Annotated in this window: 4 protein-coding genes; 1 reads left to right on the top strand and 3 read right to left on the bottom strand. The window is 68.1% G+C overall.

Features of this window, described 5'->3' with window-relative positions; genetic code table 11:
- The first annotated feature begins 25 nt into the window (after positions 1–25).
- Positions 26–10,960 carry a non-ribosomal peptide synthetase gene (locus ACN469_RS26305; protein ID WP_498771965.1) on the top strand — a complete coding sequence of 3,645 codons (10,935 nt, stop codon included), beginning with the start codon at positions 26–28 and terminating at the stop codon, positions 10,958–10,960.
- 49 nt (positions 10,961–11,009) lie between these two features.
- On the opposite strand, the gene fabD is transcribed toward ACN469_RS26305, so the two are convergent.
- From fabD to ACN469_RS26290, 3 genes are read right to left on the bottom strand one after another with little or no spacing between them, the layout of a single operon-like run.
- Positions 11,010–11,939, bottom strand: coding sequence for an ACP S-malonyltransferase (fabD, locus tag ACN469_RS26300; RefSeq protein WP_498771963.1), 930 nt, complete (start codon positions 11,937–11,939; stop codon positions 11,010–11,012).
- Between the two features lie 4 nt (positions 11,940–11,943).
- The gene (locus tag ACN469_RS26295) at positions 11,944–13,536 is read right to left on the bottom strand and encodes a hypothetical protein (protein WP_498771961.1); all 1,593 of its coding nucleotides are present in this window, start codon (positions 13,534–13,536) and stop codon (positions 11,944–11,946) included.
- Between the two features lie 27 nt (positions 13,537–13,563).
- A complete protein-coding gene (locus tag ACN469_RS26290) occupies positions 13,564–17,415 on the bottom strand; it encodes a polyketide synthase family protein (protein WP_498771959.1) in 3,852 nt (1,283 codons plus the stop codon).
- Position 17,416 lies beyond the last annotated feature (1 nt).

Here is a 17,416-nt window from a genome sequence, read left to right as displayed (position 1 = left end):
CGTTTGACGAACGAGTCCCCCAGCCATGAGTAAGTTTTCGGACCGCATCCTCAATGCCAAGGCCCGTGCCTCCACCGCCGCGCTCCAGAAGGAGACGCCGTCGCGGAAGGCCATCCTTCCGAGCGCCGATCGAGGCAACCGCGTCCCACTGTCATCCGCGCAGCGGAGGCTCTGGTTCCTGGATCGACTGGAGCCCGGGCGGGCCCAATACAACGTGCCCATCTTCGTCCGCCTCCAGGGGCCGCTCGATGAACGCGCCCTGAGCGCGTCCCTGAACAAGCTCATGGAGCGGCACGAGTCGCTGCGCACCTGCTTCACCACCCTCCAGGACGATCCGCACCAGGACATCGCGCCAGCGCTGTCCCTGGAGCTTCACCACGTCGACCTGGGCCCTCTTCCCGCCGACGCGCGAGAGCAACGCATCCGGGACCTCGCGGGGGAAGAGTCTCGCAAGCCGTTCGAGCTGAGTCAGGCGCCGCTGGTGCGGGCCACCCTGATACGGGCCGAGGAGGAGGACCATGTCCTGCTCCTGTCGATGCATCACATCGTCTCCGACGGCTGGTCGATGGCCGTCTTCTTCTTCGAGCTGGGTGCGTACTACAGCGCCATGAGGTTGGGCACCGAGCCCAGCCTCCAGCCGCTCCGGCTCCAGTACGCGGACTTCGCGCTCTGGCACAACGAGTGGCTGCGTGGCGAGGCGTTCCGCGAGCAGCTCGATTACTGGAAGCATCAGCTCGCGGGTGCGCCGCCCCTCTTGATGCTGCCGACGGATCACCCGCGCCCCACCGTGAAGCGGAACCAGGGGGCCGCGCGCCGATTCGCCATTCCGGTGGAGGAGTTGAGCGCCCTGCGCCGCGTGAGCCGTGAAGAGAAGGCCACGCTCTTCATGACGGTGCTGAGCCTCTTCAAGGTCCTCCTCGGTCGCTACAGCGGGCAGAGCGATATCAGCGTCGGCACGCCCATCGCCAACCGCAACCGACCGGAGCTCGAAGGGCTCATCGGCTTCTTCGTCAACACCCTCGTGCTGCGCACGAACCTCACGGGAGCGCCCTCCTTCCGTCAGGTCCTCCGGCAGGTCCGCGAGGTCTCGCTCCAGGCCTTTGGCCACCAGGACATCCCCTTCGAGCACGTCGTCGAGGCGCTCCATCCCGAGCGCAACCTCGGCCACAACCCGCTGTTCCAGGTGATGTTCTCCCTTCAGGAGTCAGCCACCGCCTCCGCCGCGCTCGAAGGGCTCTCCGTCACCGCGCTTCCCGTCGAGACCGGAACGTCGAAGTTCGACCTGCTGATGTCGCTGGAGGAAACGCCCTCGGGCCTCACCGGCGAGCTGGAGTACGACACGGACCTCTTCGACGCGGCCACCATCGAGCGCATGCTGGGCCACTTCCAGACGCTGCTGACCGCCGCCGTCCAGCAGCCCGACACCGCCATCACCGCGCTCCCCTTGCTCTCGGACACCGAGCGTCGGCAGCTGCTCGTCGACTGGAACGCCACCTCCACCGACTTCCCTCGGCGGCAGTGCATCCACGAGCTGTTCTCCGCACAGGCCAGTGCCACTCCCGACGCGCTCGCGCTTCGCTTCGGTGACGACGGCCTCACGTACGCGCAGCTCGAGGCCCAGGCCAATCAGCTCGCATGGCACCTCCAGTCCCTCGGCGTCGTCCCAGACACGCTCGTCGGCCTCTACCTGGAGCGCTCTCCTTCTCTCATCGTCTCCATGCTCGCCTGCCTCAAGGCCGGCGGCGCCTACCTCCCTCTCGACACCTCCTACCCTCCCGAGCGCCTCGCCCTCATGCTCCGGGACTCTCGCGCTCCTCTCCTCATTACCTCTCGCGCGCTCTCCCAGAGCCTCTCGCTTCCGAGCGACGTGCGCCTGCTTGAGCTGGAGGCCGAGTCCTCCGCAATCTCCCAACTCCCCACGCACGCGCCAGACAGCGCCGCGACGCCGGCGAATCTCGCCTACGCCATCTACACCTCCGGCTCTACCGGCCAGCCCAAGGGCATCGCCGTCCCCCACCTCGGCGTCGTCCGCCTCGTCCGCGACTCCGACTACGTCCAGCTCTCTCCCGCTGACAGCGTCGCCCAGGTCTCCAACGCCTCCTTCGACGCCGCCACCTTTGAAATCTGGGGCGCCCTCCTCAACGGCGCTCGGCTCGTCGGCATCCCTCGCGACGTCTCCCTGTCGCCATCGCTGTTCGCCGCGCGGCTTCGTGAAGAGGCCATCTCCACCCTCTTCCTCACCACCGCCCTCTTCAACCAAATCGCCCACCACTCCCCGAGCGCCTTCGCCACCCTCTCCTCCGTCCTCTTCGGCGGGGAGCTCGTCGACCCCGACGTCGTCCGCTCCGTCCTCCTCCACGGCCCTCCCTCTCGCCTCCTCCACGTCTACGGGCCCACCGAGAACACCACCTTCAGCACCTGGCACCTCATCTCCTCTCCTCCTCCCCCTCTCCACACCGTCCCCATCGGCAAGCCTCTCTCCAACTCTTCCTGCTTCATCCTCGACGACTCCCTCCAGCCTCTCCCCCTCGGCGTCCCAGGCCAGCTCTACGTCGGCGGTGACGGCCTCGCTCGGGGCTACCTCCACCAGCCCGAGCTGACTGCCTCCCGCTTCATCTCCAACCCCTTCTCCCCCGACTCCCGCCTCTACAAAACCGGCGACGTCGCGCGCTTCCTCCCTGACGGCTCCATCGAGTTCCTCGGCCGCCAGGACAACCAGGTGAAGCTCCGCGGCTTCCGCATCGAGCTGGGTGAAGTCGAGGCCGCTCTCCTTCGCCACCCGTCCCTCAACGACTGCGTCGTCCTCGCTCGCGAAGACTCTCCGGGCTCTCGCCGCCTCGTCGCCTACTTCTCCTCTTCCTCTCCCCCCTCCGGCTCCGAGCTGCGTGACTTCCTCAAGCGCTCCCTGCCCGACTACATGCTCCCCGCTGTCTTCGTCTGCCTCCCCTCCCTTCCCCTCTCTCCCAACGGGAAGGTCGACAGGAAGGCCCTTCCTCCCCCAGACGACTCCCTCTCCTCCTCCACCTCCTTCCTGCCTCCTCGCTCTCCCCTCGAAGAGCTCCTCTCCAACCTCTGGGCTCAGCTCCTCGGCCTCCCTCGCGTCGGCGTCCTCGACAACTTCTTCGACCTCGGCGGCCACTCCCTCCTCGCCACCCAGCTCGTCTCTCGCATCCGCGAAACCCTCCGCGTCGAGCTTCCCCTCCGCCACCTCTTCTCTTCCCCCACCGTCGCCTCCCTCGCTCGCGTCCTCTCCGACTCCCTCTCCGGTCCTCACTCCTCCTCTCCCATCTCCCCCGCTCCCAGGGACTCTCTTCTCCCTCTCTCCTTCGCTCAGCAGCGCCTCTGGCTCATCGACCAGCTCCAGCCCGGCAGCGCCGCCTACAACGTCCCTCTCGCCATCCACCTCTCCGGCGACCTCTCCCTCTCCTCCCTCCAGCGCGCTCTCGACTCCCTCATCGAGCGCCATGAAGCACTCCGCACCTCCTTCGCCCTCCACGACGGCCAACCCTTCCAGCTCATCGCGACTTCTCTCTCGCTGCCGCTGACATGCGTTGATCTGCGTCACCTCTCCGACGAGGAGCGGACGCAGCGACTCAGCGAGCTGTCGAAAGAAACAGCGGAACAGCCGTTCGACTTGAGCCGAGGTCCACTGGTGCGCGCCGCGCTGCTACGGCCGGAGGAGCGCGAGCACATCCTGCTGCTGACGATGCATCACATCGTCTCCGATGGCTGGTCCATGGACGTGCTCTTCCGCGAGCTGAGCGCCCTCTACGCCGCCTTCGTTCGCGACGAGCCCTCACCCCTCGCGCCCCTGCCCATCCAGTACGTCGACTTCTCCGTCTGGCAGCGCGAGTGGCTCCACGGGGAACGACTCGACTCCCAGCTCTCCTACTGGAAGCAGCAGCTCGCGGGGGCTCCGCCCTTCCTGCCCCTTCCCACCGATTTCCCTCGTCCAGCGGCCCAGTCCTTCCGAGGCGCCGTCGCGAGTCGCGACCTTCCGCGACCGCTGCTCGACTCACTCAAGCGGCTCAGCCAACAGGAGAGCACCACCCTCTTCATGACGCTGCTCGCGGGCTTCCAGCTCCTCCTGCGGCGCTACAGCGGGCAGGAAGACATCAGCGTCGGCACGCCCATCGCCAATCGCAACCGCGCGGAGCTCGAAGGACTCATCGGCTTCTTCGTCAACTCGCTGGTGATGCGCACCGACGTGTCGGGCACCCCGTCCTTCCGGGAGCTGCTGCGCCGCGTGCGCGAGGTCGCCCTGGGGGCCTATGCCCACCAGGACGTTCCCTTCGATCAGGTCGTCGAAGCGCTCCAGCCTGAACGAGATCCAAGCTACTCGCCGCTCTTCCAGGTGATGTTCGCGCTCCAGAGTGGCGTCGCCCAACCTCCGACGGCAGCGGGGTTGTCCATGGAGTCACGCGAGGTACGGACAGCCACGTCGAAGTTCGACCTCCTGCTCGCCACGGTCGAATCACCCGAGGGACTGCACTGCGCCGTCGAGTACAACACCGACCTGTTCAGCGCGGCCACCATCGAGCGCATGCTGGGCCACTTCGAGACGCTGCTCTCCGCCGCGGCTCGCCAGCCCGACAGCTCGGTGACCTCGCTCCCGCTCCTCTCGGACACCGAGCGCCGGCAGCTGCTCGTCGACTGGAACGCCACCTCCACCGACTTCCCTCGGCGGCAGTGCATCCACGAGCTGTTCTCCGCACAGGCCAGTGCCACTCCCGACGCGCTCGCGCTTCGCTTCGGTGACGACGGCCTCACGTACGCGCAGCTCGAGGCCCAGGCCAATCAGCTCGCATGGCACCTCCAGTCCCTCGGCGTCGTCCCAGACACGCTCGTCGGCCTCTACCTGGAGCGCTCTCCTTCTCTCATCGTCTCCATGCTCGCCTGCCTCAAGGCCGGCGGCGCCTACCTCCCTCTCGACACCTCCTACCCTCCCGAGCGCCTCGCCCTCATGCTCCGGGACTCTCGCGCTCCTCTCCTCATTACCTCTCGCGCGCTCTCCCAGAGCCTCTCGCTTCCGAGCGACGTGCGCCTGCTGGAGCTGGAGGCCGAGTCCTCCGCAATCTCCCAACTCCCCACGCACGCGCCAGACAGCGCCGCGACGCCGGCGAATCTCGCCTACGCCATCTACACCTCCGGCTCCACCGGCCAGCCCAAGGGCATCGCCGTCCCTCACCTCGGCGTCGTCCGCCTCGTCCGCGACTCCGACTACGTCCAGCTCTCTCCCGCGGACAGCGTCGCCCAGGTCTCCAACGCCTCCTTCGACGCCGCCACCTTTGAAATCTGGGGCGCCCTCCTCAACGGCGCTCGTCTCGTCGGCATCCCTCGCGACGTCTCCCTCTCCCCCTCACTGTTCGCCGCGCGGCTTCGTGAAGAGGCCATCTCCACCCTCTTCCTCACCACCGCCCTCTTCAACCAAATCGCCCACCACTCCCCGAGCGCCTTCGCCACCCTCTCCTCCGTCCTCTTCGGCGGGGAGCTCGTCGACCCCGACGTCGTCCGCTCCGTCCTCCTCCACGGCCCTCCCTCTCGCCTCCTCCACGTCTACGGGCCCACCGAGAACACCACCTTCAGCACCTGGCACCTCATCTCCTCTCCTCCTCCCCCTCTCCACACCGTCCCCATCGGCAAGCCTCTCTCCAACTCCTCCTGCTTCATCCTCGACGACTCGCTCCAGCCTCTCCCCCTCGGCGTCCCGGGCCAGCTCTACGTCGGCGGCGACGGCCTCGCTCGGGGCTACCTCCACCAGCCCGAGCTGACTGCCTCCCGCTTCATCTCCAACCCCTTCTCCCCCGACTCCCGCCTCTACAAAACCGGCGACGTCGCGCGCTTCCTCCCTGACGGCTCCATCGAGTTCCTCGGCCGACAGGACAACCAGGTGAAGCTTCGCGGCTTCCGCATCGAGTTGGGTGAAGTCGAAGCCGCTCTCCTTCGCCACCCCGCCCTCAACGACTGCGTCGTCCTCGCTCGCGAAGACGCTCCGGGTGCTCGCCGCCTCGTCGCCTACTTCTCCTCTTCCTCTCCTCCCTCCGGCTCCGAGCTGCGTGACTTCCTCAAGCGCTCCCTGCCCGACTACATGCTCCCCGCTGTCTTCGTCTGCCTCCCCTCCCTTCCTCTCTCCCCCAACGGGAAGGTCGACAGGAAGGCCCTTCCTCCCCCAGACGACTCCCTCTCCCACTCCGACTCTTTCCTCCCTCCTCGCTCTCCCCTCGAAGAGCTCCTCTCCAACCTCTGGGCTCAGCTCCTCGGCCTCCCTCGCGTCGGCGTCCTCGACAACTTCTTCGACCTCGGCGGCCACTCCCTCCTCGCCACCCAGCTCGTCTCTCGCATCCGCGAAACCCTCCGCGTCGAGCTTCCCCTTCGCCACCTCTTCTCTTCCCCCACCGTCGCCTCCCTCGCTCGCGTCCTCTCCGACTCCCTCTCCGGTCCTCACGCCTCCTCTCCCATCTCCCCCTCTTCCAGGGACTCTCTTCTCCCTCTCTCCTTCGCTCAGCAGCGCCTCTGGCTCATCGACCAACTCCAGCCTGGCAGCGCCGCCTACAACGTCCCTCTCGCCATCCACCTCTCTGGCGACCTCTCCCTCTCCTCCCTCCAGCGCACTCTCGACTCCCTCGTCGAGCGCCATGAGGCCCTCCGCACCTCCTTCGCCCTCCACAACGGCCAACCCTTCCAGCTCATCGCGACTTCTCTCTCGCTGCCGCTGCCCCTCATTGACCTGTCAGCGAACGCCAACGCGTCCGAGCAGGTCCTCACCCTGGCAACCGAGGAAGCAGCGAGACCGTTCGACCTCGCACGCGGCCCCTTGATCCGCGCGGCGTTGCTGCGCACGGCTCCGCGGCACCATGTGCTGCTGCTGACGATGCATCACATCGTCTCCGATGGCTGGTCCATGGACGTGCTCTTCCGCGAGCTGAGCGCCCTCTACACGGCGTTCTCGAACAACCAGCCGGCGACCCTCGCGCCGCTGCCCATCCAGTACGCCGACTTCTCCGTCTGGCAGCGCGAGTGGCTCCACGGCGAACGCCTCGACGCCCAGCTCTCCTATTGGAAGCAGCAGCTCGCGGGGGCTCCGCCCGTCCTGGAGCTCCCCACCGACTTCCCCCGCCCCTCGTCCCAGTCCCTCCGAGGCGCCGTCGAGAGCCTCACGTTGCCGCTGTCGCTGCTCGACTCGCTCAAGCGACTCAGCCGGCAGGAGGGCACCACCCTCTTCATGACGCTGCTCGCGGGCTTCCAGCTCATGCTCTCCCGCTACTCGGGGCAGGAGGACATCAGCGTCGGGACGGCCATCGCCAACCGCAACCGCGCGGAGCTCGAAGGGCTCATTGGCTTCTTCGTCAACTCGCTGGTGATGCGCACCCAGCTCTCCGGCGCCCCCTCGTTCCGTGAGCTGCTGCGCCGCGTGCGGGAGGTCGCCCTGGGGGCCTATGCCCACCAGGACGTCCCGTTCGAGCAGGTCGTCGAGGCGCTCCAGGTCCCGAGAGATGCTCGCTACTCCCCGCTGTTCCAGGTCCGCTTCAACCTCCAGGACAGTCCCTATGCGCACCTGAAGATGGCGGGGCTCGACCTGTCCGTCCTGGAGACGGAGTGGAACTACACCAAGTTCGATCTCCACCTCTTCATGAGCGAGAGCGCCGAGGGGCTCCAGGCCTCGTTCGCCTACAGCACGGACCTCTTCAAGCCCGACACCATCCGGAGGATGCTCGGCCACCTGGGTCGACTGCTGGAGGGCCTCGCCGCCACACCGGACCAGCCCATCACCGCCGTGCCCATGTTGACGGACCCGGAGGTGCGCCAGCTCTCCCTGTGGAATGCGGCCACCCTCCTGGACGAATCGTCACGCTGCTTCCACACCCGCTTCGAGCAACAGGCCCAGGCCACTCCCGAGTCCACGGCGCTCGTCTTCGAGGACCACTCCCTCACCTACCGCCAGCTCAACGAGCGCGCGAACCGGCTCGCCTGGCATCTCCAGTCCCTGGGCGTGGGTCCGGACCATGTGGTCGGCCTGTACCTCGAACGCTCACTCGACCTGCTCGTGGGCCTGCTCGCCATCCTCAAGGCCGGTGGCGCGTATCTCCCGATGGACCCGGGACTGCCCCAGGAGCGCCTCGCGTTCATGATGTCGGACCTGCGCCTCGGCGTGCTGCTCACGCAGGAGTCCTTGCGCGCGTCGCTCCCGGCGAATGAAGCCCACGTGCTCTGCCTCGACACCCTCGACGCTCAGCTCGCGACGCGCTCCAGCGAGAATCCCATCAGCACCGTCGGGCCGGAGCACCTCGTCTACGTCATCTACACGTCCGGCTCCACGGGCAAGCCCAAGGGGGTCGGCATCACGCACGGCAACCTCGGCCACTACCTCGCGGGCATCTCCCGCGTCCTCGACGTGCCCTCGGGGCTTCGCTACGCCACCGTCTCCACGTTCGCCGCGGACCTGGGCAACACCATGGTCTTCCCCGCGCTGGCCTCCGGAGGCGCCCTCCACGTCATCTCCGACGAGCGCTCCGCCAATCCCGAGTCCATGGCCGAGTACATGCACACGCGGCGCATCGACTGCCTCAAGATTGTTCCCTCGCACCTGACCGCGCTGCTCACCGCGTCGCGACCCGAGCAGGTGCTGCCGCGCCAGCGGCTCGTCCTCGGTGGCGAGGCGTCGCGCTGGGAGCTGATGGAGCGGGTGCGGGCCCTGGCGCCCGACTGCCGGGTCATCAACCACTACGGCCCCACCGAGACGACCATCGGAGTCCTCACCTGGGCCGTACCGCCGAGCCTCACCGACAAGCCCGCGACCACCGTCCCGCTGGGCTTCCCCATCGGCAACACCACCACCCACGTCCTCGATGCCCACCTTCGGCCCGTGCCCGTGGGCGTGCCCGGCGAGCTGTTCGTCGGTGGCCCGGGCGTCACGCGGGGCTACCTCGGCCGGCCCGAGCTCACCGCCGAGCGCTTCGTGCGGCTCGGAGGGGAGCGCGTCTATCGCACCGGAGATGTCGTGCGGCGCCTGTCGGATGGCGCCCTGGAGTTCCTCGGCCGCATCGACAACCAGGTGAAGCTTCGTGGCTTCCGCATCGAGCTGGGCGAAGTGGAGGCCATCCTCTGCCAGCAGCCCGAGGTGCGGGACGCGGTGGTGCTCGCGCGCGAGGACCTCCCGGGCACGAAGCGGCTCGTCGCCTACCTGGTTCCCCACGCGGGCCAGGACCTGTCCACGGAGCCACTGCGCGAGCGCCTCTCCCACCAGATGCCCGAGTACATGGTGCCGAGCGTCTTCGTCGTGCTGGAAGCGCTGCCCCTCACGCCCAATGGGAAGGTGGACCGCAAGGCCCTCCCCGCGCCGACAGCGCCCGCCGCGCCGAGCGAGTCCACCAGCGACGCGCCCCACTCGCCCACGGAGCTGCTCCTGGCCGACATCTGGAAGCAGGTGCTGCGCGTCGAGCACGTGAGCCCTGGGGATAACTTCTTCAAGCTGGGTGGAGACTCCATCCTCAGCATCATGGTGGTCGCCAAGGCCATCCAGGCGGGGCTGCAACTGACGCCCATCGACATCCTGGAGTGCCAGAGCCTCGCGGAGCTGGCGGCCCGCGTGCGCACTCCCGCCTCCGAGTCCGGGGAGAGCGTCTCCGGAGCCCTGCCGCTCACGCCCATCCAGAGTCGCTTCTTCGAGCTGTATCCGACGGAGCGCCACCACTGGAACCAGGCGTTCCTCTTCGAGGTGCACCAGCGACTGTCTCCGGCGCGGATGGAAGAGGCCGCGGGACACTTGATGCGGCACCACGACGCCCTGCGCTTGCGCTTCAGCCAGGGCGCCACGGGCTGGGAGCAGACGTACGCCCCCGCCGACGTGGCCGTGCCCTTCAGCCACCATGACTTGAGCGCCCTGCCCGACGCGGAGCGCCTCCTCGAGCAGGAGCGACTCGCGACCGTGCTCCAGCGGAGTCTGGACCTCACCGAAGGACCGCTGCTGCGCGTCGCGCACTTCGACTGGGGTACGGAGCAGCCTGGACGGCTGCTGCTCATCATCCACCACCTGGCCACCGATGGGATTTCGTGGCGCGTGCTGATGGAAGACCTGCAGACGTTGTGGGAGCAGCTCGGCGCCGGCAAGGAGCCACGGCTTCCCCCCAAGAGCACGTCCTACCAGGAGTGGGCGCGAAGGCTGGCTGAGTACGCCCAATCCGAGGCGGCCCACCAGCAGCTGCGGGCCTGGCGCCCGGAGGTCTACCGCGAGGTGGCCCCCATTCCGCGAGACCTGCCCGATGGGCGCAACCTCGAAGGCTCCACGCGACTGGTGGAGGCGTCGCTCACGCAGGAGGAGACGCGCGTGTTGTTGTACCGGATGCGCGACGTGCACGGCGTCAACGTGGACCACGTGCTGCTGGCCGCGCTCGTGCGTGCGCTCACCGAGTGGACAGGCCGCGCGTCACACCTCCTGGAGCTGGATAACCACGGCCGCGAGTCCATCCTCGAAGGCGTGGAGCTGTCGCGCTCCGTCGGCTGGTTCACCGCGTTGAGCCCCGTAGTGGTCCGAGCGCCCGAGGGCGCCTCCGCCCCCGCACTGCTCCAGTCCGTGCGAGAGCAGCTCCAGGCCGTGCCCGACCGAGGCGTGGGCTTCGGAATCCTGCGCTATCTGAGCCAGGACACAGCCGTGCGCGAGCAGCTCTCGCGGCTGCCGAGGACCGAGGTGTGCTTCAACTACCTGGGACACTTCGACCTGGTGCGCTCCGGAGATGCGCCGCTGCGTCCCTCCTCGGAGCCCATCGGCCCCGAGCGGGGACTCGACGGCCCTCGCTCGCGGGTGCTGGACATCACCGCCTATGTCTCCGAAGGCACCTTCCATCTGGTCTGGGCCTACAGTGAGAACCTCCACCGGAGGGAGACGATGGAGCGGCTGTCCTCGGCCTACCTGACGAACCTGCGCGCCCTGCTCGCCACCGTGGGCAGTGCCGGGGGCCTCTGACCATGAGTTCGCTGTCTCACCCGCGTTGACGGGTTCCGGGCGCCCGACGTCATGTGAGCTGGTTCAAGACCGTGGGCTCCTGGAACGTCAGCGTCCGTAGCGTGGGGACAGTCCTGCGTGCGAGGGAGGAGACGACCTTGCTGTCTCCGACCTCCAGCACCTGTGTCACGCCCAGCTCGACAAGCCCCTGCACGCACTGCGTCCACAGCACCGGGCCCGTGATTTGAGCCAGCAGGGACTTCCGGATGCAGACCAGCGTCTTCACCTGCTTCGCGGTGGTGTTGAGCAGCACGGGACACCGGGGCATCCGAAGCTGAAGGCCCGCGACGACGGCCCCCCACTCCTCATGAATCTGCCCCATCAGCGGAGAGTGGAAGGCGTGGCTCACCTCCAGCATCACGCACTCCTTCGCGCCGGCCGAGATGGCCACGTCCTTGAATCGCTCCAAGGCCCCCTGGTCTCCGGAGAGCACGAACTGTTGAGGGCTGTTGTGGATGGCCAGCACCACGACACCGTCTCTCGCGGCCTCGCGACACAGCGCCTCCAGCCTCGCGCCGTCGAGCCCCATGACGGCCAGCATCCCTCCCGGCGCCGTCACGCTCGCCATGAGCTGCCCGCGCTTGCGCACCGCGCGGACCGCCGTCGCCAGCGGCATGCATCCCGCCGCCACCAACGCGGAGAACTCGCCCACGCTGTGCCCCACCACCACGGAGGGCCGGAGACCTCGCTCCTCCAGCTCCGCCAGACACGCCACGCTCACCGTGACGATTGCGGGCTGGGCATTCTCGGTCGCCGTCAGCCGCTCGAAGGGCCCCTCCAGGCACAGTCGCGTCAGGTCCTCTCCAATCGCCTCCGACGCTTCCTCGAAGACCCTCCGGGCCGCGCTGGAGCGTTCGAGCATCTTCCGCCCCATGCCCACCTTCTGTGAGCCCTGTCCCGGGAAGAGCCACGCCCACGAACCCGCCGTTGTGTCGTTCATGAAGTCACCCCGCCGCGGCCCGGACCTGGGTCCCCACCGCGAGCCGCTCCACCTCGGCCACCCAGCGCTCGGTGAACTCGCGCGCCGTCTCGTCACGAACGGTCGGCGAGAGGTATTCGAGCACCCCGTGCACCTCACCACCGGAGTGGATGATGACGACCCCGAAGCAGGGACGGCCCGTGAGCGAGCCGCGCACCAGGACCCTCTCGGTGACCACTCCTTCGGGCAGGGCCAGCTCCTCGGGCTGTCGGATGGTGCTCACGAGGAGCGAGTAGTTGAACGCGGACGGGTCCGCGTCGTTGCGGCGCAACCCACCCCTGAACATCCCCGGCGGCATGAGCGTCAGCAGGCCCATGTTGACCATGAAGCTCACGGCCTCGTCGGGAGCGCGCAGGTTCTTGATGGACTCGGAGAGCGTCTTCTCCAGCTTCGGTGAGCGGATGTCCTCCGGGTTCGCCACGACTTGCAGCATCCCCAGGTAGTTCCCCAGCCCGGAGGAAACTCCCAGCGCGCCCCGCAGGTTCGTCGGCACGAAGGTCCGGAAGCGCAGGTCGGGCCATCCCCTCGCGAGACGAAGGGCGCTGGCCGCGCGAAACACGGCCCCCACCAGCAGGTCATTGCGGCTCACGCCCTCCGCGCTGGAGACCGCCTTGAGGCGCAGCCACGTGTCAGCCGGGATGCGAAGCAGATGGTGCCGCGTGTGCGTGGGGTGCGCGGCCACGTCGTCCGCGAGCAGGGCCGAGGCCCCCTTGTCCTTGTCTCCCGGAGCGAAGTGGCGGGAGATCAGCTTCCACATCCCCGCGAAGCCCCGAGGCCGCAGCAGCGCGCGCAGCCGCTGCCCACCGTGAACAGGGAGCTGGGGCGAGAGCGGCCTCCCCGCGCGCAGCTCGTTGTAGCGGCGCACGAGCAGGTCCAGCATCAACAGACCGCCCTCACCATCGACGGCACAGTGGTGCACCGTGAGGCACAGGCGGTAACCCCCTTCGGGCCTCGGCGCGTGAATCACCCGCCACGGCGGCAGTCGCCGCAGGTCCATGGGCGCATCCAGCAAGCGAGAGTCCTCCGCCTCCACCGGAGCATCGGACCAACACAGGAGCCGAGCCGGCTCCACCCAGGGGCGGCGGGCGACAAAGCGCGCCACACCCAGCGTCGCCTCGCGGACGAACGAGCGCGCCAGCGGAACCTCGTGCAGCACGGCGGAGACAGCGCGCTCCAGCGGCTCGCGCTCCAGCGGCGTGTCCGTGTCCACGAAGTGGTGCGAGTTCATCCGCGAGCCAGGACCGTCTTGCAGATAGAAGTAGCGGTCCAGTCCGTTCAGATGCAGCCCACCCGACTCGGGCGCGAGTGGAATCACGAGCAACATCACGGCGGCGGCCACCAGCGGAGGCCACCCGGGCGCCACCACGAGCAACAGCGCGGAGGCGACCGCCAGCTCCACGAGCAGTCCCCGGCGAGGCACGCGCAGCAAGCTCAGGGCCCCCCAGGCGAACCCGAGCCACGCCCACCCTCCGAGTCGCCAGGAGAGCAGACACAACAACAAGCCGGCCGCGCGAACTCCCACGAGGAACGGCACTTGAAAGGACGAAGGTGAAGACATGGTGCGAGTCATGACGGGCCCAAGGGGCTACACGCGTCCTGACATTCCTTTCTGGCGACCATCGAGGAAGGGCTTGAGCACCGGGCCCAGATGCCCCAGCACGCTGAAGCGGAGTCCGTCGATCTCGACGTAGACCTTCCGAGTCCGAGGATGGAAGGCGACGACGCGGAGCCGGGCGATTCCATCCTGGGACCCGAGATACGTGCAGTGGACAGCGACCTCTTCGCCCCGCGGAAGTGGAGCATGGAGCCGCAGGCTGTCCGCACCCTCCGGGAGCACGAGCGACTCCAGCGAGTAGTACGCCGTCATCCCCGCCGCGTGATTGATGGCATCGAGCGCGAGCGGCGACACCAGCAGACGCGGCTCCGTGGTGAACGAGAAGAGGTCGTGCGTCCCCTCCTCCTTCACCCACGCGGCCTGCTGAGTGGCCGACAGGAACCGCATGTGACGGCAGCCCTGCATGCGAGGCCCGAGGTAGGCCTCCTCACCCTGGTTGTAATAGGGCTGGAAGTCCTGGCGTCCCTCGGCGGTGAAGAGCGCCGCCGTTCCGGCATCCACCATCACGGCGTCACCGTCCGACACGGTCCGCCGCGCACCGAGCATCACGGTCCCCGTGTAGAGCTTGCGTCGGATGGCGGGCAGGTCCGCGCGAGGCTTCAGCTCCATGTCCACATGGAGCGCCACGGCCACGCGCCCGACGGCATCCGCCACTCCCGCCTGAGCGGTGACGAGCAGCCGCGTGGTCCGGCCCTCCCAGACCTTCGCCGCTTGATGGAAGCGCACGCCCTCCAGTCCCGTCACCTGGAGCCCCGGCCGCAGCAACTGAGCCGCCTCGGCCATCAACTCCATGCCGAAGGTACCTGGGAGCACGGCGACTCCATTCACCTTGTGCTCGCGCAGGTAGGGGTCCGTCTCCAGGCTCAGCTCACGCAGCGCGGTCAGCGAAGCCTCGGTGCGCTCCACCACGGAGCCCACCATCGGGAAGGACGAGGGACTCAGTGCCGAGTCGTCTTGCCGTCCCCGGTACTCCTCCACCACGAGGTGGTAGTTGGTGCCGCCCATGCCGAAGGCGCTGACACCCGCGCGGCGCGGGCCTCCGTCAGCGGGAGGGGCCCAGGCGCGAGGCTCGGTGATGACCTCGAACGGCACGGTGTCCCAGGCGATGTCCGGGTTCGGGCGCTCGAAGTTGAGCTGGGGCGGCAGCACCTTGTGCTCCAGGCTCTTCAAGACCTTGACCAGGTTGATGACACCCGCGGCCGAGTGCAGGTGACCAATCATCGACTTCACCGAGCCGATGCCCACCGAGCGCGGCGCCTGCCCCTGCATGACCTGCGAGTAGGTGGAGATCTCCGTGAAGTCGCCCACCGGCGTCGCGGTGCCATGGCACTCGATGTACTGGATGGATGAGGGTGCGACCTCGGCGCGCTCCAGGGCGCGTCGGACCGCGAGCTCCTGGCCCACCTGGTTGGGCGCGAGCAGCGACTTGCCCTTGCCGTCACTGGAGGAGCCAATCCCCTTGATGACGCCGAGGATCGTGTCCCCGTCCCGCTCCGCGTCTTTCAGTCGCTTGAGCACGACGACGCCCGCGCCCTCTCCAGGGATGAACCCGGAGGCATCCGCGTCGAAGGGACGGCTGCCGGTTCCACTCATGCCCCGGAAGGTGCAGTTGATGGCATACAGCTCGGGCGCCAGGTCCGCGAAGGAGCCGCCCGCGAGCACGACGTCCGCGAGGTCCAACTGGAGGTTGGCCACACCCGCCTCGATGGCGGCCAGCGACGACGCACAGGTGCTCTCGAAGATGCCCGTGGCGCCCTTGAACCCATACACATGGGCGATGAGCGTGGCCTCCGAGCTGCCCGCATACCCCGCGTGGGTATACGGCGTCATCGGCGCCATGTGGACCTTGAAGTTCCCTTCGGCCTGTCGGGCAAGCTGCTCCGTGGTGGCGGCGGTCAGTCCGCTGTCCTGGAGCACGCGCCGGAACAGAACATCCATCTCCGTATAGGCGATGCGCAGCTCCACCTCGCGCTCACGCAAGCGCCCGGGCATGTCCGCCATGAAGACGGCGGTCCGCTGCGGTGCCTTCTGCGGCGCGGTCGTCTTGCGGAGCGCCTCCGAGGCGGCCGTCAGCGCGAAGACGTGGGAGCGATCCAACTGGGCCGCCAGCGTCGGAGGAATGAGGAACGCCTTCTCGTCGAAGGTGAAGTCCTCGATGAAGCCACCGAGCGGGCAGTAGATCTTCCCCGTCTCTCCCTCGGGTCCGAAGTACCGGTCGATGTTGAACCGGTCCTTGGGGATTCGGATGATCTGGTTCTGCTTCGCCATCACGTTCTCGAAGAACGTGTCGCTGTTGTGGGCACCGGGCGCCAGGGCGCCGTACGCGACGACTGCGACAGGCTCGCGCTTCGGCGGAGGGCCGAGGCTCGCGACGAGACTCGCGTGGTACTCGGGCAGGTACTCCTCCAGCGTGAGGTGGTAGGCCTGTCCTCCCATCGCCAGCGAGTTCACGCCTGCGCGGCGAGGGACTCCGCCCGCGGGCGCCTTCCACGGAACGGGCTCGGACAGCACCTGGAACGGCGCGCCCTTCACGTGGAACTCGTCACGAAGCTGACGCACGTGAGCCTGGGCCGGCAGCGTCTGGTGCTTCAGGGCCATCAGCGTGCGGATGATGCCAGGCAGCGTCGAAGCCGAGAGGAGATAGCCCACCATGTTCTTGGTCGAGCCCAGCGTGAGGCCGCGCGGCGCATGGCCGCTGAAGACCTTGCTCATGGCCGCCAGCTCGGACGCCTCCAGGAACTCCACACCGTTCGCGTGGCACTCCAGGTACTGGACCGAGTCGGGCGCATATCCCGCCAGCTCGTAGGCCCGCTGGGCCGCCAGGACCTGGGCCTCGACGGGCGGGCTGATCAACGCGCCTCGGCGACCATCGTTCGCCCCGCTGATTCCCCGGATGACGCCGTGGATGGAGTCACCGTTCTTCAGCGCGTCGTCCAGGCGGCGCAGCACGAAGAAGCCCGTGCCCTCTCCCAGCAGCGTGCCCGTGGCCTCGGAGTCGAAGGGACGAGGCTGTGCATCGCGCGTCAACAGGCGCATGCGCTCGAAGGTGACGAAGGGCGCGGGCGTCAGGTACGGGCTGGTGCCGCCCACGAGCGCGACGTCGTAGTCCCCCAGCGTGAGTCCGTTGACCGCGCTCTCCAGCGCGGAGAGCACGGAGGAGCACGCGGAGTTCACGACGAAGTGGGGCCCCTTCAAGTCGAACAACGAGCAGGCACGCCCCAGGGCCAGGCTCATGCCGGAGACGGTGCCTCGAGTGAACTCGCGATGGCTGACCTCGCGGAACGTTTTCTCCGAGGCCTCCAGGATGCGACGGCGCGCTTCTTCGGGGAGGCCAGAACCATCGACGGCCGCCTGGATGGCCTCCATCAACTGGGGCAGGTGCCAGAGGAACGGATGGACGATGCGGGAGTCGTAGCCCATCTCCGACCCGCCCATGATGACGGCGGTCCGCTCGCGAGCGAACTCACGCTCCAGCAGGCGCGCATCGGCGAGCGCGCGCCGGATGGCCTCCACGGTGTACAGCTCGCACCGGTGAAGCTCGTCGAGCATCTTCGGCCCGACCTTGTACTCACGCCAGGGCAGCTCCAGGTCGCCGAAGAAGGACGCCCGCCACACCTCGCCCTTCTCCGTCTCGGAGGAGTCCTTGCTGTAGAAGCTCTCCCACCGGAAGCGCGACGCGGGCACCTGTGAGAACCGAGGGGTCCCCGCGACGATGTATTGCCAGAGTTGCTCGGGCGTTTCGGTGCCCGCCACCATGCACGAGGCCCCGATGATGGCGATGGGCATGGACGTCCTGGTGGCAGCCTGAGGTTGCGAGGTCATC

It is taken from the genome of Corallococcus terminator (assembly GCF_049194865.1).
Taxonomy (GTDB): Bacteria; Myxococcota; Myxococcia; order Myxococcales; family Myxococcaceae; genus Myxococcus; species Myxococcus terminator_A.
This window is presented reverse-complemented; position numbering and strand designations above follow the sequence as displayed.

Coding starts and splice junctions, on each gene's coding strand:
- ACN469_RS26290 (WP_498771959.1), bottom strand. CDS start 17,415: ATGACCTCGCAACCTCAGGCTGCCACCAGGACGTCCATGCCCATCGCC.
- ACN469_RS26305 (WP_498771965.1), top strand. CDS start 26: ATGAGTAAGTTTTCGGACCGCATCCTCAATGCCAAGGCCCGTGCCTCC.
- ACN469_RS26295 (WP_498771961.1), bottom strand. CDS start 13,536: ATGTCTTCACCTTCGTCCTTTCAAGTGCCGTTCCTCGTGGGAGTTCGC.
- fabD (WP_498771963.1), bottom strand. CDS start 11,939: ATGAACGACACAACGGCGGGTTCGTGGGCGTGGCTCTTCCCGGGACAG.